Source organism: Streptomyces aurantiaciflavus, from assembly GCF_049808595.1.
Taxonomy (GTDB): domain Bacteria; phylum Actinomycetota; class Actinomycetes; order Streptomycetales; family Streptomycetaceae; genus Streptomyces.
Window position 1 is genome coordinate 191674 of record NZ_JBNCAQ010000012.1, and the last position, 15673, is coordinate 207346.

The 15673-nt window shown below is 71.8% G+C and carries 14 protein-coding genes and 2 pseudogenes; 5 read left to right on the forward strand and 11 right to left on the reverse strand.

The annotated features are described in order from the left end of the window. The first annotated feature begins 103 nt into the window (after positions 1-103). A complete protein-coding gene (locus ACPT94_RS16880; RefSeq protein WP_425246186.1) occupies positions 104-751 on the forward strand; it encodes an HAD family hydrolase in 648 nt (215 codons plus the stop codon). A 193-nt stretch (positions 752-944) separates the two neighbouring features. After that, entirely contained in the window at positions 945-2246 is a 1302-nt protein-coding gene (locus ACPT94_RS16885; protein WP_425246187.1) for a phytase, read from the forward strand. A gap of 125 nt (positions 2247-2371) precedes the next feature. Here the strand turns inward: ACPT94_RS16885 and ACPT94_RS16890 are convergent, their stop codons facing one another. After that, complete coding sequence (locus ACPT94_RS16890) at positions 2372-3235, reverse strand: NAD(P)-dependent oxidoreductase (protein ID WP_425246188.1); 864 nt, start codon at positions 3233-3235, stop codon at positions 2372-2374. 47 nt (positions 3236-3282) lie between these two features. Then, positions 3283-4764 carry an MFS transporter gene (locus ACPT94_RS16895; protein WP_360340674.1) on the reverse strand — a complete coding sequence of 494 codons (1482 nt, stop codon included), beginning with the start codon at positions 4762-4764 and terminating at the stop codon, positions 3283-3285. A 449-nt stretch (positions 4765-5213) separates the two neighbouring features. On the opposite strand from ACPT94_RS16895, the gene ACPT94_RS16900 reads away from it, so the two are divergent. Beyond that, positions 5214-6539: a lipase family protein gene (locus tag ACPT94_RS16900; protein WP_360340306.1), complete on the forward strand. Its 1326-nt coding sequence runs from the start codon at positions 5214-5216 to the stop codon at positions 6537-6539. Between the two features lie 278 nt (positions 6540-6817). Here ACPT94_RS16900 and ACPT94_RS16905 read toward each other — a convergent pair whose 3' ends face one another. From ACPT94_RS16905 to ACPT94_RS16925, 5 genes and pseudogenes are all read right to left on the reverse strand, one after another. Further along, the gene (locus tag ACPT94_RS16905; protein WP_425246189.1) at positions 6818-7471 is read right to left on the reverse strand and encodes a GOLPH3/VPS74 family protein; all 654 of its coding nucleotides are present in this window, start codon (positions 7469-7471) and stop codon (positions 6818-6820) included. 119 nt (positions 7472-7590) lie between these two features. Continuing rightward, positions 7591-7765, reverse strand: a pseudogene (locus ACPT94_RS16910) (IS5/IS1182 family transposase); the annotation flags it as partial. A gap of 47 nt (positions 7766-7812) precedes the next feature. Next, positions 7813-8697, reverse strand: coding sequence for a metallophosphoesterase family protein (locus ACPT94_RS16915; RefSeq protein WP_425246190.1), 885 nt, complete (start codon positions 8695-8697; stop codon positions 7813-7815). A 92-nt stretch (positions 8698-8789) separates the two neighbouring features. Beyond that, complete coding sequence (locus tag ACPT94_RS16920; protein WP_425246191.1) at positions 8790-9302, reverse strand: nucleoside deaminase; 513 nt, start codon at positions 9300-9302, stop codon at positions 8790-8792. A 267-nt stretch (positions 9303-9569) separates the two neighbouring features. Further along, positions 9570-10016: pseudogene (locus tag ACPT94_RS16925) on the reverse strand (SAM-dependent methyltransferase); the annotation flags it as partial. Positions 10017-10054: 38 nt separating this feature from the next. On the opposite strand from ACPT94_RS16925, the gene ACPT94_RS16930 reads away from it, so the two are divergent. Beyond that, entirely contained in the window at positions 10055-10564 is a 510-nt protein-coding gene (locus ACPT94_RS16930) for a molybdenum cofactor biosysynthesis protein (protein ID WP_425246192.1), read from the forward strand. A 12-nt stretch (positions 10565-10576) separates the two neighbouring features. On the opposite strand, the gene ACPT94_RS16935 is transcribed toward ACPT94_RS16930, so the two are convergent. From ACPT94_RS16935 to ACPT94_RS16945, 3 genes are all read right to left on the reverse strand, one after another. Then, a complete protein-coding gene (locus ACPT94_RS16935; protein WP_360340285.1) occupies positions 10577-11026 on the reverse strand; it encodes an ATP-binding protein in 450 nt (149 codons plus the stop codon). An 89-nt stretch (positions 11027-11115) separates the two neighbouring features. Then, entirely contained in the window at positions 11116-11943 is an 828-nt protein-coding gene (locus ACPT94_RS16940) for a chitosanase (protein ID WP_360340282.1), read from the reverse strand. A gap of 185 nt (positions 11944-12128) precedes the next feature. Continuing rightward, entirely contained in the window at positions 12129-12404 is a 276-nt protein-coding gene (locus ACPT94_RS16945) for a hypothetical protein (RefSeq protein ID WP_425246193.1), read from the reverse strand. A 235-nt stretch (positions 12405-12639) separates the two neighbouring features. On the opposite strand from ACPT94_RS16945, the gene ACPT94_RS16950 reads away from it, so the two are divergent. Further along, the gene (locus ACPT94_RS16950; RefSeq protein WP_360340276.1) at positions 12640-13269 is read left to right on the forward strand and encodes a hypothetical protein; all 630 of its coding nucleotides are present in this window, start codon (positions 12640-12642) and stop codon (positions 13267-13269) included. A gap of 77 nt (positions 13270-13346) precedes the next feature. Here ACPT94_RS16950 and ACPT94_RS16955 read toward each other — a convergent pair whose 3' ends face one another. Further along, positions 13347-15617 (reverse strand): M4 family metallopeptidase, encoded by a 2271-nt coding sequence (locus ACPT94_RS16955; RefSeq protein ID WP_425246194.1) that lies wholly within the window; start codon positions 15615-15617, stop codon positions 13347-13349. Positions 15618-15673 lie beyond the last annotated feature (56 nt).

Here is a 15673-nt window from a genome sequence, read left to right on the forward strand (position 1 = left end):
CACATCGCGTTGCCGCTCACTGCGGCGGCAAACCCGCTCGTCGCGCACCAGCGGCGCCGTGTGTGCGGGTTGGGGGCGATCGGCGCCTGGGTAGGGCTCGGTCATGCGCCTCGCCCTTTTCGATCTGGACGGCACGCTGGTCGACCGCGCGTCGGCCGTCGCCGACGCCATAGCCGACCTCTGTCACGACCACGGGTACGGACCGGAGATCGAGCAGTGGCTGTTGTCCGAGCTCGCCGATCACGCCGACCGCGGCGACTTCGCCCGGCTGCGCGCCGCCTTCGGCCTGGGTGAGTCGGCCGATCACCTGTGGCGGGTGTACGTCGACCGCATGGCCGCCGCCGTCACCTGCCGTCCCGCCGTCCTGGACAGCCTCACCCGGCTGAAGGAGAGCGGCTGGAGCGTCGGCGTCGCCACGAACGGGTCCTCCGACATCCAGCGGGCCAAAGTGCGCGCCACGGGCCTCGCCGACCTCGTGGACGGCATCGCGGCCTCCGGCGACATCGACGTCCGCAAGCCGGACCCGCGCCTGTTCGAGCTGGCCGCGGCCCGGTGCGGCACCCAGCTCACCTCCGGCGACTGGATGACCGGTGACAACCCGGAGACCGACATCCACGGCGGGCACGGTGCGGGTCTGAGAACCATCTGGGTCGCGGGCCGGCCCTGGCCCGAGGAGCTCGCCGTGCCCCACCACACCGTCACCGACGTGACCGAGGCCGTCGACTACCTGCTGGCGCACTCCTCGGTGTAGACCGCACGGGCCGCCCGCTCAGGTTTTCCGACCCGCGAAAGCACCATGACAGGTAACCGGAAATCGCCCTGATCCCCCGGCACTTGTTCGGCTCGAAGGCGCCTCCCCTTCACGTACAGGCCGCCTCGGCGTACGCCCGGGCAACCAAGATCATCACGCACGTTTGTCATGCCCGCTACGGAAGGAAGTCGACGTGGCCCGACCTCTCCCGCGATCGTTGGCCGTCTCGGTCCTCACGGCGTCCCTCGCGCTCACCGCCGCGCTCCCCGCGCCCGCACACGACGGCGACGCCCTGCCGACCGTCCTGCCCCGCGTCGAGACCCCCGCCCTCCACGACGACGAGGCGGGCGGCAACGCCGACGCCGACGACCCCGCGATCTGGCGCAACGCCGCCGATCCCGACGCCAGCCTCGTCGTCGCCACCGCGAAGGAGGGCGGACTGCGGGTCTACGACCTCGACGCCCGGCTCGTGCAGTCGATCGCCGCGCCGACCGGACCGGGCGCCGACGACGCGCCCGGCCGCTTCAACAACGTGGATCTCGTCCACGGGCTGAAACTGCCCACGGGGCGGGCCGACCTGGCGGTCACCACCGACCGGGGCAACGACCGTCTCCGCGTCTACCGCATCGATCCCCGCTCCCCCGGCCGCCCCCTCACGGACGTCACGGACGCGGCCGCCGCGCCCATCTTCTCGGCGGACCAGGCCGAGATCAACGAACAGCGCACCGCGTACGGCCTCGCCACGTGGACCGACAGGGCGAGCGGCCGCACGTACGCGCTGGTCAGTCAGCGGGAGCGCACCAGGATCGCCCTGCTGGAGCTGACCGCCACCGCCGGCGGCAGGGTCGGCTACCGCAAGGTCCGCACGCTGAGTCTGCCCTCGTCCTTCCGTCTGCCGAACGGCACTTCGTGGTCGCCGTGCGCGGAGCCCGGTGAACTCCCCCAGGTCGAGGGCATGGTCGTCGACCCGGCGAACGGCACGCTGTACGCCGGTCAGGAGGACGTCGGCATCTGGCGCGTCCCGGCCGCCCTCACCGGCACTCCTCAACTCATCGACGAAGTACGGGAGTACGGGGTCCCCGGCACGTACGACGAGGCCACCGAGGAGTGTGTGAGCGGAAGCGACCCGGGTTACGGCGGCACCCGGCTGTCCGCCGACGTCGAGGGCCTGACGCTGGTTCACGAGGCGGACGGCGACGGTTACCTGCTGGCGTCCAGCCAGGGGGACGACACCTTCGCCGCCTACGACCGTGAGCTCGGCGACGACAACGAGTACGAGGGCGGGTTCCGCGTCGGCGCCACGGCGACCGGGCCCGACGGCTCGGAGGAGTGCGACGGCGCGGCGGCGCTCGACGCGCCGCTGGGGAGCAGGTACCCGCACGGTCTGCTCGTCGTCCAGGACGGTCACGACGACACCGGAGAGGCCGAGGGCCGCAGCGCGACGAACTTCAAGTTCGTCGACCTCGGCCAGGTGCTGACCGCGCTGGACGACTGAGAAACCGGGCAGGTCGCGGGCGCGGCGGGACGGAGGAGCGTCGCGCCGCTCTCCGGTGACGTCCGCGCCCCGGTGACGCGGAGGGCGTCTGCGCGCGGCGGACACCGGGGGCTGCGCCCGGTGGATCAGGTGGCCGAGTCGCCGTCGCCCTGCCGCAGGTCGGCGATCAGGCGGGCGCCGGTCACCGTCCAGTCGTCCTTGTGGGTCTCCCAGCGTCCGAACGTCTCCGCGGCGGCCTCGGCGAAGGCGGTCGGCAGGCCGGCCTCCCGCCAGGCCTGGGCGATCTCCCGCATCTCCGGCTCCCACCGCCATGCCCGCGGTCCGGCGCCGGCCAGTTGGTCCGTGCCGGCCAGCGGGGTGCCGGGCAGCGAGTGGGCCGCCAGGTCGAGCAGGTCGTCGAGGACTCCGTGGCCGTCGGCGAGGGCGCGGGCCTGGGCGGCCAGGGCGTAGGAGATCTTGTTGTAGGCGGCGAAGGCCAGTTTGAGGGCCGATGCCCGGCCGATGGGGCCTTCCAGGGCGACCGGGGCGAGTGCGGTGCCCTCGAAGAGGGCCGCGACCCGGGCGACGGCCGTGCGATCGCCGGACAGGTACAGGCGGGTCGTGCCGGTCTCGCGGGGCGGCGGGCCCGTGATCCCTGCGTCGACCACCGTCGTGCCGCTGCCCTCGAACAGCCGGGTGATGGCGGCCATCCGGTCCGGGCTGATCGCGTTGGCGTCGACGTAGAGGCCCCGGAAGCCGGTCGCGGCCACCTGTTCGGCGACGTCGAGGGCGGCGGCGGGAGGGCACACGCTGAGGACGATCTCGCACGTGTCGGCGAGTTCCCGCAGACTCGCCGCCGAGCGCAGTTCCAGCCCGGCGGCCCGCCGACGTGTCGACGCCGACCGGCCCTCGGGCAACCACCGGACCCCGGCTCCCCCGGCCAAGGCCTGCGCCGCCACGCTCGCTCCCATGGCACCGGGGTGCAGGATGCCCACGTCTCGATGACCCATGGGCGGACTCTAACGCTGCGGTCGTCCCGGCCGGGTGGCAAGGCCGGTCACGGGGCGCCCGGTCCGGTTCCGCCCCTGAGGCGTTCCAGGTCGGAGGGGCGGACCTGGATCACCACCACGGCGATCAGGGCCGCGAGCAGTGTGAAGACGGCCGCCATGGTGAACGCGGCCGAGACGCCGGCGGTGAGGATCTCGTCGGACCAGCGGGGCGGAAGTTCCCCGGTGCGCCGGAAGCGCAGGCGTTCCGCCGGGGTGGCCCGGGCCAGGAAGTCGGGGATCTGTCGCCCGGCCTCGTTGGCCCCGGCGGTGCCGAACACCGTGACCAGGATGGACAGGCCGAGTGAACCGCCGACCTGCTGGGTGGCGTTGAGAAGGCCGGAGGCCGCTCCGGTCTCCCCGGTGGGGACGTTGGAGAGCGCCATCAGGGTGAGGGAGACGAACTCCATGCCCATGCCCATGCTGAAGACGAGAATCGGGCCGAGGATGCTGCCGGCGTACGTGGAGTGGACGTCCGTCAGGGTCAGCCAGCCCAGGCCCGTCGCCGCGAGGATCCCGCCCCCCACCATGAAGGGCTTGGGGCCGAACGTGGGCAGGAAGCGGGAGGCCAGGCCGGCGCCGACCGCGATGACCGCGCTGACCGGCAGGAAGGCGAACCCGGTGGCCAGCGGGCTGAAGTCCAGCACGTTCTGCACGAAGAGCGTCAGGAAGAAGAACATGCCGAAGATCGCGGCGGCCAGGCACAGCATGATGCCGTAGGTGCCCGCGCGGTTGCGGTCGGCGAACATGTGCAGCGGTGTGATCGGCTGCCGGGACCGCTTCTCCACCAGGACGAACAGTGCGAGGACCACGACGGCCCCGGCGAACGCGGCCAGTGTCAGCGCGTCCCGCCAGCCGTGCTGCGCGGCCCGGATGAAGCCGTAGACCAGCAGGACCATCCCCGCGGTGGAGGTGAGCGCGCCGGTGACGTCGAAGTGTCCCGGGTGGCGTTCGGACTCCTTGATCCAGCGGAACGCGGCCAGGGCGATGAGCAGGCCGATGGGCACGTTGACGAAGAGGACCCAGCGCCAGTTGAGCCACTCGACGAGCACCCCGCCGGCGAGCAGACCGATCGCGCCGCCGCCCGCCGACACCGCGGCGAAGACCCCGAACGCCCGGTTGCGCTCGGGCCCTTCCCGGAAGGTGGTGCTGATCAGGGCGAGCGAGGTCGGGGAGGCGATGGCTCCGCCGACGCCCTGGAGGGCGCGCGCGACCAGGAGTTGGCCGACGCCCTGGGCGAGGCCGCCGAGCAGGGAGGCGAGGACGAACAGCAGGACGCCGAAGACGAAGACGCGCCGTCTGCCGAGGATGTCACCGGCCCGGCCGCCGAGCAGCAGCAGGCCGCCGAAGGTGAGGGTGTAGGCGTTGACCACCCACGACAGGCTGGTGGTGGAGAAGCCCAGGGAGCGCTGGATGTGGGGCAGCGCGATGTTCACGATCGTGATGTCCAGGACCACCATCAGCTGACACGAGGCGATGACCAGCAGCGCCATCGCGCCCCCGCCACCGCCGTGTCGCCGGGCGGAGGCCTCGCTCGCGGAGGTCGGCTGCGGAGTGCTGCTCATGGCGTCTCGCCCGCTCGGAGGCGGGCCCGGGGAGGCTCACTGAACGCCGGCGTCCACTGTCGGCGTCCACCGTTCGACCGTACGCCCGCGGCCAAGCCGTCACCAATCGATCAACCGGGGCCGTGCCGGGCGGGGACACAGGGAAGTTGGGCCGCCGCCCTCATATTACTGAACCGTAACCTACCGACGGGTACCCCCGGTAACACCACCGCGGTTACCGTCCTGACAGTTCGTCTAAGAACCGAGCGCGTTGCGTGCGGTGCGGGGCAGCGGTGGGCGACCGCGGCTCCGTGCCGGGCGGCCCGTCCCCACCGGGCCGTGAGCCACCGAGCCGCAGAGGAAAGGCTCGGCCTCCCTTCTCCCCCAGGAGGTCTGCCATGCCCACCCCCACCCGCCTGCTGGCCGCGGCCGTCACCGCTGCCGCCTGCATCGGTACGACGGCCGTCCCGGCCGCCGCCGACCCGCAGACCGACGCCGTGGTGTCGCGCGGCGTCACCATCCCCGCGTTCTACACCCCGCCGGCCTCACTCCCGGCGGCCGACGGCGCCCTCGTCCGCACCGAACGGCTTCCGCTGGCACTGAGCCTGCCGGGACTCGACGGCCCGCTCCCCGGCAGAGCGACCCGGCTGATGTACAAGTCCACGGATGCGGGCGGCCGGCCCATGGCCGTCACCGGCGCCTACCTCGAACCGACGGCCGCGTGGAAGGGCAGCGGCCCGCGGCCGCTGGTCGCACTGGCGCCCGGGACCATGGGACAGGGCGACCAGTGCGCCGCCTCCCTCGGCCTCGAACGGCCCCTCCTCCTCAACGGGCAGACGCTGTCCGTGGGTTACGAGAACCTGGCGATCTACCGGCTCCTGGCCCGGGGCATCGCCGTCGTGGTCACCGACTACGCCGGGCTGGGCGCGACGGACCGGCTGCACACCTACGTCAACCGGGTCGACGAGGCGCACGCCGTGCTGGACGCCGTCCGCGCGGCCCGGTCCCTCGACGGGACGTCCCTCACGGACGACTCCCGCGTGGCGCTGTTCGGTTACAGCCAGGGCGGCGGGGCCACGGCGGCCGCCGCCGAACTGCAGCCCTCGTACGCGCCCGACGTGCCGCTCGCCGGGACCTACACGGGCGCCGCTCCAGCGGACCTGGTCGCCGTCACCCGGGCCATCGACGGCAGCGACCTGGCGGGCGCGCTCGGCTGGTCGGTCAACGGATTCCTGCAGAGCGACCCCGCGCTGAAGCCGATCGCCGAGAAGCACCTCAACCAGGCCGGGCAGGCGGCACTCAAGGATCTGTCGACCATGTGCGTGGGCGACGCGCTCCTGGCCTACAACTCGGCGCGGAGCACCGCCTGGACCACGGACGGCCGTTCCCTCAGCGACATCATCCAGGCGGAGCCGGCGCTGAAGGCGTTCCTCGCCGACCAGCGCATCGGCACGCTCAGGCCGGCGTCCCCGGTGCGGGTGGCGACCGGCACCGCCGACGACCTCGTACCCCACGCGCAGACGCGGCAACTCGCCGTGGCCTGGTGCGCCAAGGGAGCCGACGTCACCTACAAGCCGGTCGTGCTGCTGCCGCTCGGCCGCGCCCTGCTCAACCACGTGGCTCCGCTGCTCGCCGACCAGGGGGCGGCGATCTCCTGGCTGACCGACCGGCTGAACGGCGAGCCCGCCCCCTCCAACTGCTCCACCCTGCCCTTGCGGCCCTGACCCACCGGGCCCCGGCAGCGGCAGCCGGCCGTCGGCGGCCGCTGCCGGGAGCCCCGCCCCGACCGCCCGTTCCCGACCGGGCCTGAGCTTGTTCTTCATCCTCCGGCCCGGGAGCGTACTTCGCTGCTCTCATGAGGACGTAGTGGCCGGCTTCGAGTCTGGCGCGAAGACGTGCCCGCGGAGCATGCTCGGTGTACCGATTGGCTGGAACCTGGGCTCTTCCCGGGTTCGTGCTGGTGAAGAGCCCAGGCCGCTGATGCCTTCAGCGTCGCATTCCTTTACAGGGCCGAGGCGGCCAGGACCGCGACGAGAGCGGCCACTGTGTTGTGGACCGTCTCTCCGAGTGCTGCGACCGGCCCCTGCCCCTCGGCGATCGCGGCGAACCGGGATTCGGCCACTGCCGCATCGCTGCCAGGAAGCATGACGGGCTGGAGGCCCGCATGGTGCAGCACCGTGATCAGTGCGGCCGTCCGCTCGTCGGGGTCCCGGCCTTGGGTGAGTACGGAGGCCAACCGCTCGCGCAGGGCCACGAGCGCGGTGAGGTCCGTGACCGGGTACCTGACCGATCCGAAGGCGCCGAGGACCCGTCGGCCCTCCTTGCGTACCAACTGCTTGGCCGACAGTCCGTCGTACGCGGCGGCGAGTGCCTGCTCGCGTACGGCCAAGAGCCGTTCCCGGGGCGTCTCCTCGGGATGGCTTGGCATGCGTTCGGCCATGGCCGCTGCCGCCGGATCCGTCGGCGCCGGCGCTGATGTCCGGGCCGGGACGAGTGCGCCGTCACGCACCATCACGTGTCCGGTGAAGGTCAGCTCCAGCAAGGCGGCCGCCGAAACAGCCAGAGACACCCGCAGTGGCGCCTCCCTCAGGGTGCCACTCTCTTCGTCCAGTGCAAGCAGCACGACCTGCTCGCCGATTGTCAGATCCTCGATCATCTATTCACCCTCTCGACACGGAGATGAGCCAGTGACGCTCTTGGTTCCCGATGGGCAGTGGCGAGGGCGGGAAGCCAGGCGCGCGAGCGGATTCCATGCGGTGGCTGGGATCTTGTGGGCGAGTCGTGCATGTCGTCTCGGGTTTCCCAGCGGGTTCGTAGGTGGCGGGGGACCGTGGAGCCAGGCGATGGCGGACTCGGCGACCCATCGGATGCGGCCCAGGCCCGAGTAGTGCGGTTGTCCCCGCCGGTCGATCTCCGGGACGATGCCGCGCTCACGCAGCCGACGGCGGTACAGGTCGTGGTCCTACCCGCGGTCGGCATTCAGTGGGAACGCTGTGGTCAGGTTCCGGGGCCGAGCTCGTCGATGACGGAGCGGAGCTGCTGTTCGTCGAGTTCGTAGACGGTCTCGCCGACCCGCGGGTCGCGGGCGTGGAGGGTGTGGAACAGCGGTCCGTGCGCCGTGCCGAGTTGGACCAGAGTGGCGGAGGCTCCGCGCACGGCCCGTTCGGTGTGGGGGGCGGCGGTGAGGTCGACCCGGCTGACGACGCCTGGGGTGACCCACACCGGCACCGTTTCCAGAAAGCCGAAGATCTGCAGATGGAAGTGGCCGCACAGGATGAGGCGGACGTCGCTGCCACGGATCGTGTCGACCAGCTCTGACGGGTTCTGCAGTCCCAGGGCCTGCTGGACTTCCACACCCAGGGTGATCGGCGGGTGGTGGAAGACCAGGACGGTGCCGTGGGGTGCAGGTGTGTCCAATACGTCGCGGAGCCAGTCGAGCTGGGTTTGACTGAGGTGCCCGTACCCCTTTCCGGGCACGAGTGAGTCAAGCGTGATGAAGCGGTGGCCGTCGGCCAGGCTCACGGCGGCCCGCTCTGCCTCATCGGAGGCGATCATGGTGTCGGCCCGATCGCTGCCGTCGGGATCGAGATGACCGCTGCCCAGCACCTTGGCGAACGCCTGGCGCTCATCGTGGTTGCCGGTGCTGTAGATCACCGGGACGTTCCGCTCGGCCGCGAACTCACCCACGATGTCGCGGGCCGCGGCGTATGCCTCCGGGGATCCGTCGTCGGCGATGTCACCGCTGACCACGATGGCGTCGACGGCGCGCAGATGCCGTAGATCGGCGAGCATCCGGCGCAGGGACCGGGTCGCATTGACCCCGTACTTGTTCGGTGCGTCACGGCGATCGAGGTGGGTGTCCGACAGGTGCAAGATCCGCATTCGCCAGACGCTATCCAGGCCGACTCTGCAGGGCCAGGCGTTTGTGAGCCGGAATCTGCGGACGGAAATGGCCTGCCCGAGTGCCATGGCGTTCAGTCGCGAGCGGGCAGACTCGCCAGAGCCGAGGCCCACCGCCGCATCCCTGCATTCGTCGCGCTCTCGGCGTAACGCTCGAACAATGTCTGACATTGCTGTCGAAGGACGCCGCCGACGACTGTCGGGACTTGGGAGAAATCCTCTTCGGGTTGCTGCGGCCGCCACACACTGCTGACACGCCCCGCCCCGTCGCTCGGGGATTCGAGCCCGTACCAGATCTTTGACACCCCCATCGTCATGGCGGCTCCGAGGCACATCAGGCACGGTTCGAGAGTTACGGCGAGGATCACCGGCTCCGGAGGTTGTCCCCAGCCCAACCCCTGATCTGCCTCTGTCATTGCCAGCAACTCGGCATGCACCAGCCGCCGGTTCAGCGCCCGCTCCTGCGTGTATGCGCGGCCGACGACCTCGTCACCCATGGCCACAACGGCACCGATCGGCAACTCGCCCGCCGCCAAGCCTTCCTCGGCCACCTCGATTGCCAAACCGAGTAGCTGATGAGGTGTCATACGGCTGGCCTCCGTGACTGTGTCAGCGCCCAGCTGGGCATTCTCCCTCGCCCCAACCTGCGTCGCGGATCTGCCCAGGGTGGCCTGCCTATGCGCACCGCGCCGATGAAGCACCCGGTCCCGTCTGCATTCCCGTCGTCACCGGCACTCGCCAGGCCGGCAGCTCCCGGCCGAGATGGCCGCCGCTACGGCCCACTCCGCCGACGCCGGGCAGAGCGTCGAACGGCCGCGTGGGTTTCTGGGTCGGCGGTGACTTGGCTGACGGACTCAGGAGGTGCCGACGCGTACGGCGGTCGCGGCCAGGGTGGTGTAGTTCATCGTGAAGCGCCCGCCCAGGGAGTCGATGGCGTCCCCGACCGCGTCCAGTATTTCGGCCAGCTGATCGGGATGGAGTTGGGTGAGGCCGCCGGTGGTGGGTAGCAGGTCCAGCCATTGGTCGCGCGTGTAGGACTGCTCCCAGTCGAATCGCCACTGTTCAGGAGCGTTGAAGTGTTCGGTCTCGCGGATTTTGTCGGCGAACTTCGCGTATCCCGCCTGGTAGAGGTCGAGCGGGCGTCGGGCCGGTTGACCGCTGATCGGGGAGTCGGGTGCCGCCCGCCGCAGGGCAGCGGCAAACGGTTCGGCCACCTCGGCAGGCGGTTCGTACACGTGCCCGAAGATCGCCAGCCGTCCCCCTGGACGCAGCACATGTGCCGCCTTCACGGTGCCGACGCTTCCGGGAGGGATCAATAACACGCACTAAGGTGGACGGCGTGGTCGAGGTGGAGGTCGTACAGCTGCTGGTGTCGCCGGTGCACCGGTTCGCGGGGCGTCCCGCGGACGGGCCGACGGACGGACCGGGCGACCAGGTGGTGAGGTCGGTGGAGGTCCGCGGCGGTCTCGGGCTGGTCGGCGACCGCTACTTCGGCCGTCCGGCACACCGGGACGCGGCGGTGACCATCATGGCCGCCGAGAACCTGCCGGTGGACATCGACCCGTCCGTCGATCTGCGGCACACCCGCCGCAACATCCTGCTGCGGGGCGTCGACATCGACTCCCACGTCGGTTCGACGATCGTCCTCGACGGCGGGAGCGGTCCCGTGGCGTTCCGCGTGAACCGCCCGGCGCGGCCCTGCGCGTGGATGGACGTCACCGTCGGCCCGGGCGCGCAGCGCGCCCTGCGCGGCAAGGGCGGAGTGCGGTGCACCCCGCTGTCGGACGGGGTGCTCACCCTCGGCCGGGCGACGTTCCGCGTCGCCGAGGAGGACCTCGCTCCCCACTGACCGGAGTGCCGTTCACAGACCGTCGAGCAGGCCCAGCCGGGCGACGATCCGCTTGCCGACCGGTTCCCGCACGACGTCGAAGTCCTGCGCCACGGCCATCACGATCTCCAGGCCGTGCTGGCCCACCCGCGTCGGATCCGGCCCTCGCGGCACCGGCAGGTCCGGCTCGCTGTCCCAGACCGCGATCTCCACGGCGGCACCGGCGAGGCTCAGGCGCAGCAGGGCAGGGCCGGGCGCGTGGCGCAGCGCGTTCGTGACCAGCTCGCTCACCACGAGCTGCGCCAGGTCCATGGTGCGCGGCGACACGGGCACCCCGTGTTCACGCTGGACACGCGCGAGGAAACCACCCGTCAGATGCCGCGCCCCGGCGATGCAGCCGTCCTCGCCGGCGAGGGCCACCGTCAGTTCGACGGGGCCCTCGCCGGACCCGGAGGAGGTCTCGTCGGGCGGGACAGGTTCCATCAGGACCGCCTTCACTACCCCTGTCATCCTCGCGCGCTTACCCCGGGACCGGTCTCCTATGCCCCACGAGCACCTTCGGTCTGCGGCGGTCAGTCGATGTGGTAACTGTCCCCGTACACCTTCCAGTCCAGCGGCGGGACGAGGTCGAGGTTGCCCTTGCGGAGGAAGACGCGCTGTGCGGTGTCGACCCGGCTGGTGTCGCTGTGCGCCTCCTCCTGCTTCATCGCCCAGACCCGGGCGTCCAGGAAGGCGTGCAGGTAGGTCGTCTCGTTGCCGCCCTGCGCGGGGGGCTTGGCCTTGTTCAGGGCGCGTTTGCGGATGCTGCGGAAGCTGGTGCGGTCGTCGCCGTCGCCGTGCATGACGATGGCGTCGAAGTAGACGAACTGGCCGAGGGTGCGCAGCCCGTCCGAGGTGGCCCGGCGGACGGCCGGGTCGAAGTAGACACGGTCGCGTTCGTCGTTCTGCGCCCGCTGGAACGCGGCGTCCTGAGCGGCCCTGCGCCAGTCGCCGGGGAAGTCGGGGTCGAGGCCCGCGTGGGAGTCGGTGCCGTTCACCGCGCGCAGGGCGGGGAGGTAACGGGCGAGGACGTTGCCGGGCTTGCGGTCGGTGTAGAGCTCCACCAGGTCCAGCATGTCGCCGGTGCCGGAGCAGAAGCCGACGATGCCGGCGGTGTAACCGCGGCCGTCACCGATGTCCTCGATGTACTTGTACTGGGCCTTCCAGTCGAGCGAGGAGTTCTCCGCGCTCGACACCAGCTTCATGGCGATCTCCTTCTTCGCCGGGTCGTCGAGGCCCCGGGTGGCGCGCGGCGCGGCCGCCGCCTGCGGGGAGCCGAGCAGCGGGACCGCCGTCAGGGCGGCGAACAGGGTGAGGATCTTGCGGCGCGAGGCGGTCGTCGGGTCCGTCGCGCGGGGCATGTGCACCACAGTGTCTCCAGAGGAGGAGTGGGGGGTTGGGTGGAGGTGCTTCTGCGTGCATCTGGATCTGCGGACAACTGACAGGAAGGTTTCCTACCAAGCCTCGGGCATCGAGATAACCCCAGCGGACGCAGGTTCGTGCGATCGAACAAGTACGAGCCGGAAAAGACGGGAAAAGGATCCGATCACTTGGCGCCCGGCGCGTCGCCCCGCCAGTCGAAGCGGCGGCCGTCCGTCGGACGGCGGACATACAGGGCCCGGCCGCCGGGGCCGTAGCGGCCTATCTCCGTCGTCAGCGCCACCTCGCGCAGGTCGTCGCGGTCGGTGTGGTCCGTGACGTCCAGCAGCAGCCCGTCCAGCGGGCCGCCCACCAGCTCGGCGTAGGCGCGGTCGGGGCGGGGGCTCGCGTCGTCGTGATCGGCGCCGTAGACCCGGCCCCGCATGAAGTCTGCCTCGTCCATGACCAGCAGCTTGACACCCACCACTGACAACGGCCCCCGAGCCGGCCGCGCAAGGGCCGCTCCTCGGCCAAGGCGTGGCGGAAACGCGTCGAGTGCGGGCATTTCCCCCCCCCACGCTGGGTATCAGGTCCCGTGCACATCGTGGCGTACGGGGTGGGGGGTGCCGACCCTGGGGGAAGGCGGGGACGAGCGAGCGCCGGCGGGTGAGTCGTCGCGTGCCCGGCGGCGACGGACCGTGCGCGAGCTGCGTGCGGCGGGCCGTTACGGGCCACGGTTGCGCGAGGCGCTGCCCGGGCTCGCCGTCCTGGTCGCCGTCGTCTGCGGGGCCACCGCGGCCCTCGCCGTGGCCGGTCGCACCGTCGGCGTCCGGGTTCCCGCCGCGGCCCTCGTGGCCCTCGGCGTCGTCGCCGTCGTCGTACACCGTCGCTCGCTACGGCCCGCCAGGCGGCGGCACGGCTACTACACCGCCGAGGAACTGGCCGAGTTGGACGTGCCGGCGCTCGTGGTCGCCGTGGCACGGATGCTGCGGCGGGACGGGTGGCGGGTGTCGCCGCCGGCCGCGCACAACGCGCCGCACCTGGCCGCGCGGGACGGGCGCGGGCGGCTGCTCGACGTGGCGTTCCGGCCGGTGGCCGAGCCCTTACCGGACGAGGAGGCCGCCTGCTCCTGCCGATTACGCGGGCGGTCCGGACCTCGGGTGCGCCTGGTCGTGCATCGTGGCACGTTCACGCACCGCGACGAGGTGTGGGCCGCACGCCAGGGGCACACCCATCTGATCGACGGCGCCCGCCTCCAACTGTGGGCACGCGGGACGCCGTTGGCCGAGATCGCCGGACTCGGGGGTCCACCACCGCGCCGCACCTGAGGGGCTTCTCCAGCCGGGGAAACACGACCGCCCGGACCCCTTCCGGGCCCGGGCGGCCGCAGGCGACCCGCTTCCCGTCAGGGAGTCAGCTGCCAGCGTTGGATGTAGCCCACGTCGATCGACGCGCGGTCCTGGACGCGCAGCTTCCAGGTGCCGGCGACGGGCTGCGCCGAGGCGTCGACGACGAAGGTCTGGTCGACGTCGTCGGCGGAGCCGCCGCTGCGGTTGAGCAGGGAGTAGACGGTGCCGTCCGGGCCGACGAGGTCGACCGTCAGGTCACCCCGGTAGGTGTGGACGATGTTCACGTGGACCTCGGTGGCGGAGGAGGCGTTGCCGGTGCGGCCCGTGATGGTGATCGGGGACTCGACGGCGGCGCCCGCGTCCGGAATGTCGACACGGGTGGTGGCCGCGTAGACGTACGCGATCCGCCAGGCGAAGTCGACCTTGACCGACGCGCCCGTGCCGTCGGTGACGGTCACCGTGACGTCACTGGTGCCGGTGCTGGTCGGCACGCCGGAGATCAGGCCGGTCCCGCTGATGGTCAGGCCGTCGGGCAGGCCGTCGGCCGCGTAGGTGAGGCCGGAGCCGGTGTTGGTGGTGTAGGCGTCGACCTGGAGGGAGACCGCCTGGCCGACGCCGCTGGTCTGGTCGCCGATCGGGGCGACGTTGACGCCGAGGGCGACACGGTTGCCGACGTTGACGGCGGCCCAGGCGTCGGCGACGGCGAGGTAGGTGGGGCTGTAGGCGCCGAAGAGGTCGCCGGCGGCCTGGAGGGTGGCGGTGCGGGCGCCGGCGTAGTTGGTGGAGGAGGTCATGTACGTGGTCAGCGCCCGGTACCAGATGGCGGCGGCGTTCTCGATGCCGATGCCGGTGACGGGCCGTCCGTCGCGGGTCGGGCTGTCGTACGCGACGCCGTTGACGGTCTTGGCGCCGCTGCCCTCCGAGAGCAGGTAGAAGAAGTGGTTCGCGGGCCCCGAGGAGTAGTGGACGTCGATGCCGCCCAGCGTGGAGTCCCAGTAGTCGCGGGAGGACCCGTCCTTGGACGGCTTGTCCATGTACCGCAGCGGGGTGCCGTCGCCGTTGATGTCGATCTTCTCGCCGACGAGGTAGTCGGGGACGTCGGCGGTCAGCCCGGAGTGGAACTCCACCGCGGCGGCGAAGATGTCGGAGGTCGCCTCGTTGAGGCCGCCGGACTCGCCCGAGTACGTCAGGCCGGCGGTGGCGCTGGTGACGCCGTGGCTCATCTCGTGGGCGGCCACGTCGAGCGAGGTCAGCGGTTTGGCGTTGCCCTCGCCGTCGCCGTAGGTCATGCAGAAGCAGCTGTCCTGCCAGAAGGCGTTGACGTAGTTGTTGCCGTAGTGGGCGCGGCTGTAGGCGGCGACGCCGTCGTTGCGGATGCCGTTGCGGCCGTACACGTCCTTGTAGTAGTCCCAGGTGGCCGCGGCGCCGAAGGCCACGTCGACGCCGGCCGTCTGGCGGTCGGCCGGGGTGCCGTCACCCCAGACATCGTTGTCGTCCGTGAAGAGGGCTCCGGTGCCGGAGGTTCCCCGGTTCAGGTCGTAGGTGCGCTGGCCGGCGCGGTCGCCGTCGACGAGCTGGTACGTCGATCCGGACAGGGTGCTGCCGACCTGGACCTCGCCGTTGTACTGGCCGACGCCCGTGCCGGTGTGCACCTGCTCGGCGGCGAGGATCTCCTTTCCGGAGCCGGCGTCCGTGACGACGTGGAGCTCGCTGGGCGTGCCGTCGCGCTGGACGCCTTCGACGACCGACTCCCAGGCCAGGACGGGCCTGCCCTCGCCCGCCCAGACGACGAGCCGGGGCGCCGCCTCGGCCTCGGGGCGCGCGACGTCGGCGTTCTTCGCGGCGGCGAGCGCCTTGCCGGTGGCGCGGGCCGCGGTGAGCTTGGGCGTGAGGGAGGGCACGGTGAGAGTGGCCTCGCTCGCCCGGGTCACGGTGGTCCGGCCGTTCTTCAGGTGGACGACGAGGTCGCCGCCGAGGACGGGCAGTCCGGCGTAGGTGCGTTCGTAGCGGGTGTGGGTGGTGCCGTCGGCGTCCTGGATGACGTCCTTGACGACGAGCTTCTCGCGGGAGCCGAGGGCGAGCCGGTGCGCCGTGGTGCCGGCGGCGGCCTGCGCGCCGCGGACGAGTGCGGCCCGTCGGGCGGGGGTCAGGGCGATCGGGGCGACGCCGGCGCGGGGTACGGCGCTGATCGTGGCCGGGCCCGGATCCGCCGGTGTGGCCGAGGCGGCGCCGGCGGGGGCGCCGAGGGTGAGGAGGGTGCCGATGGTGGTGAGGGCGAGGGCTGCGGCGCGTCTGCGCCGGTGGAGGGGGCGGTGTCGCCGGGGCAACGTTTTCTCCTTCTGCGACGGTCGGCCCGGGGTGCGGGCCGAGGTGGGGCGGACCG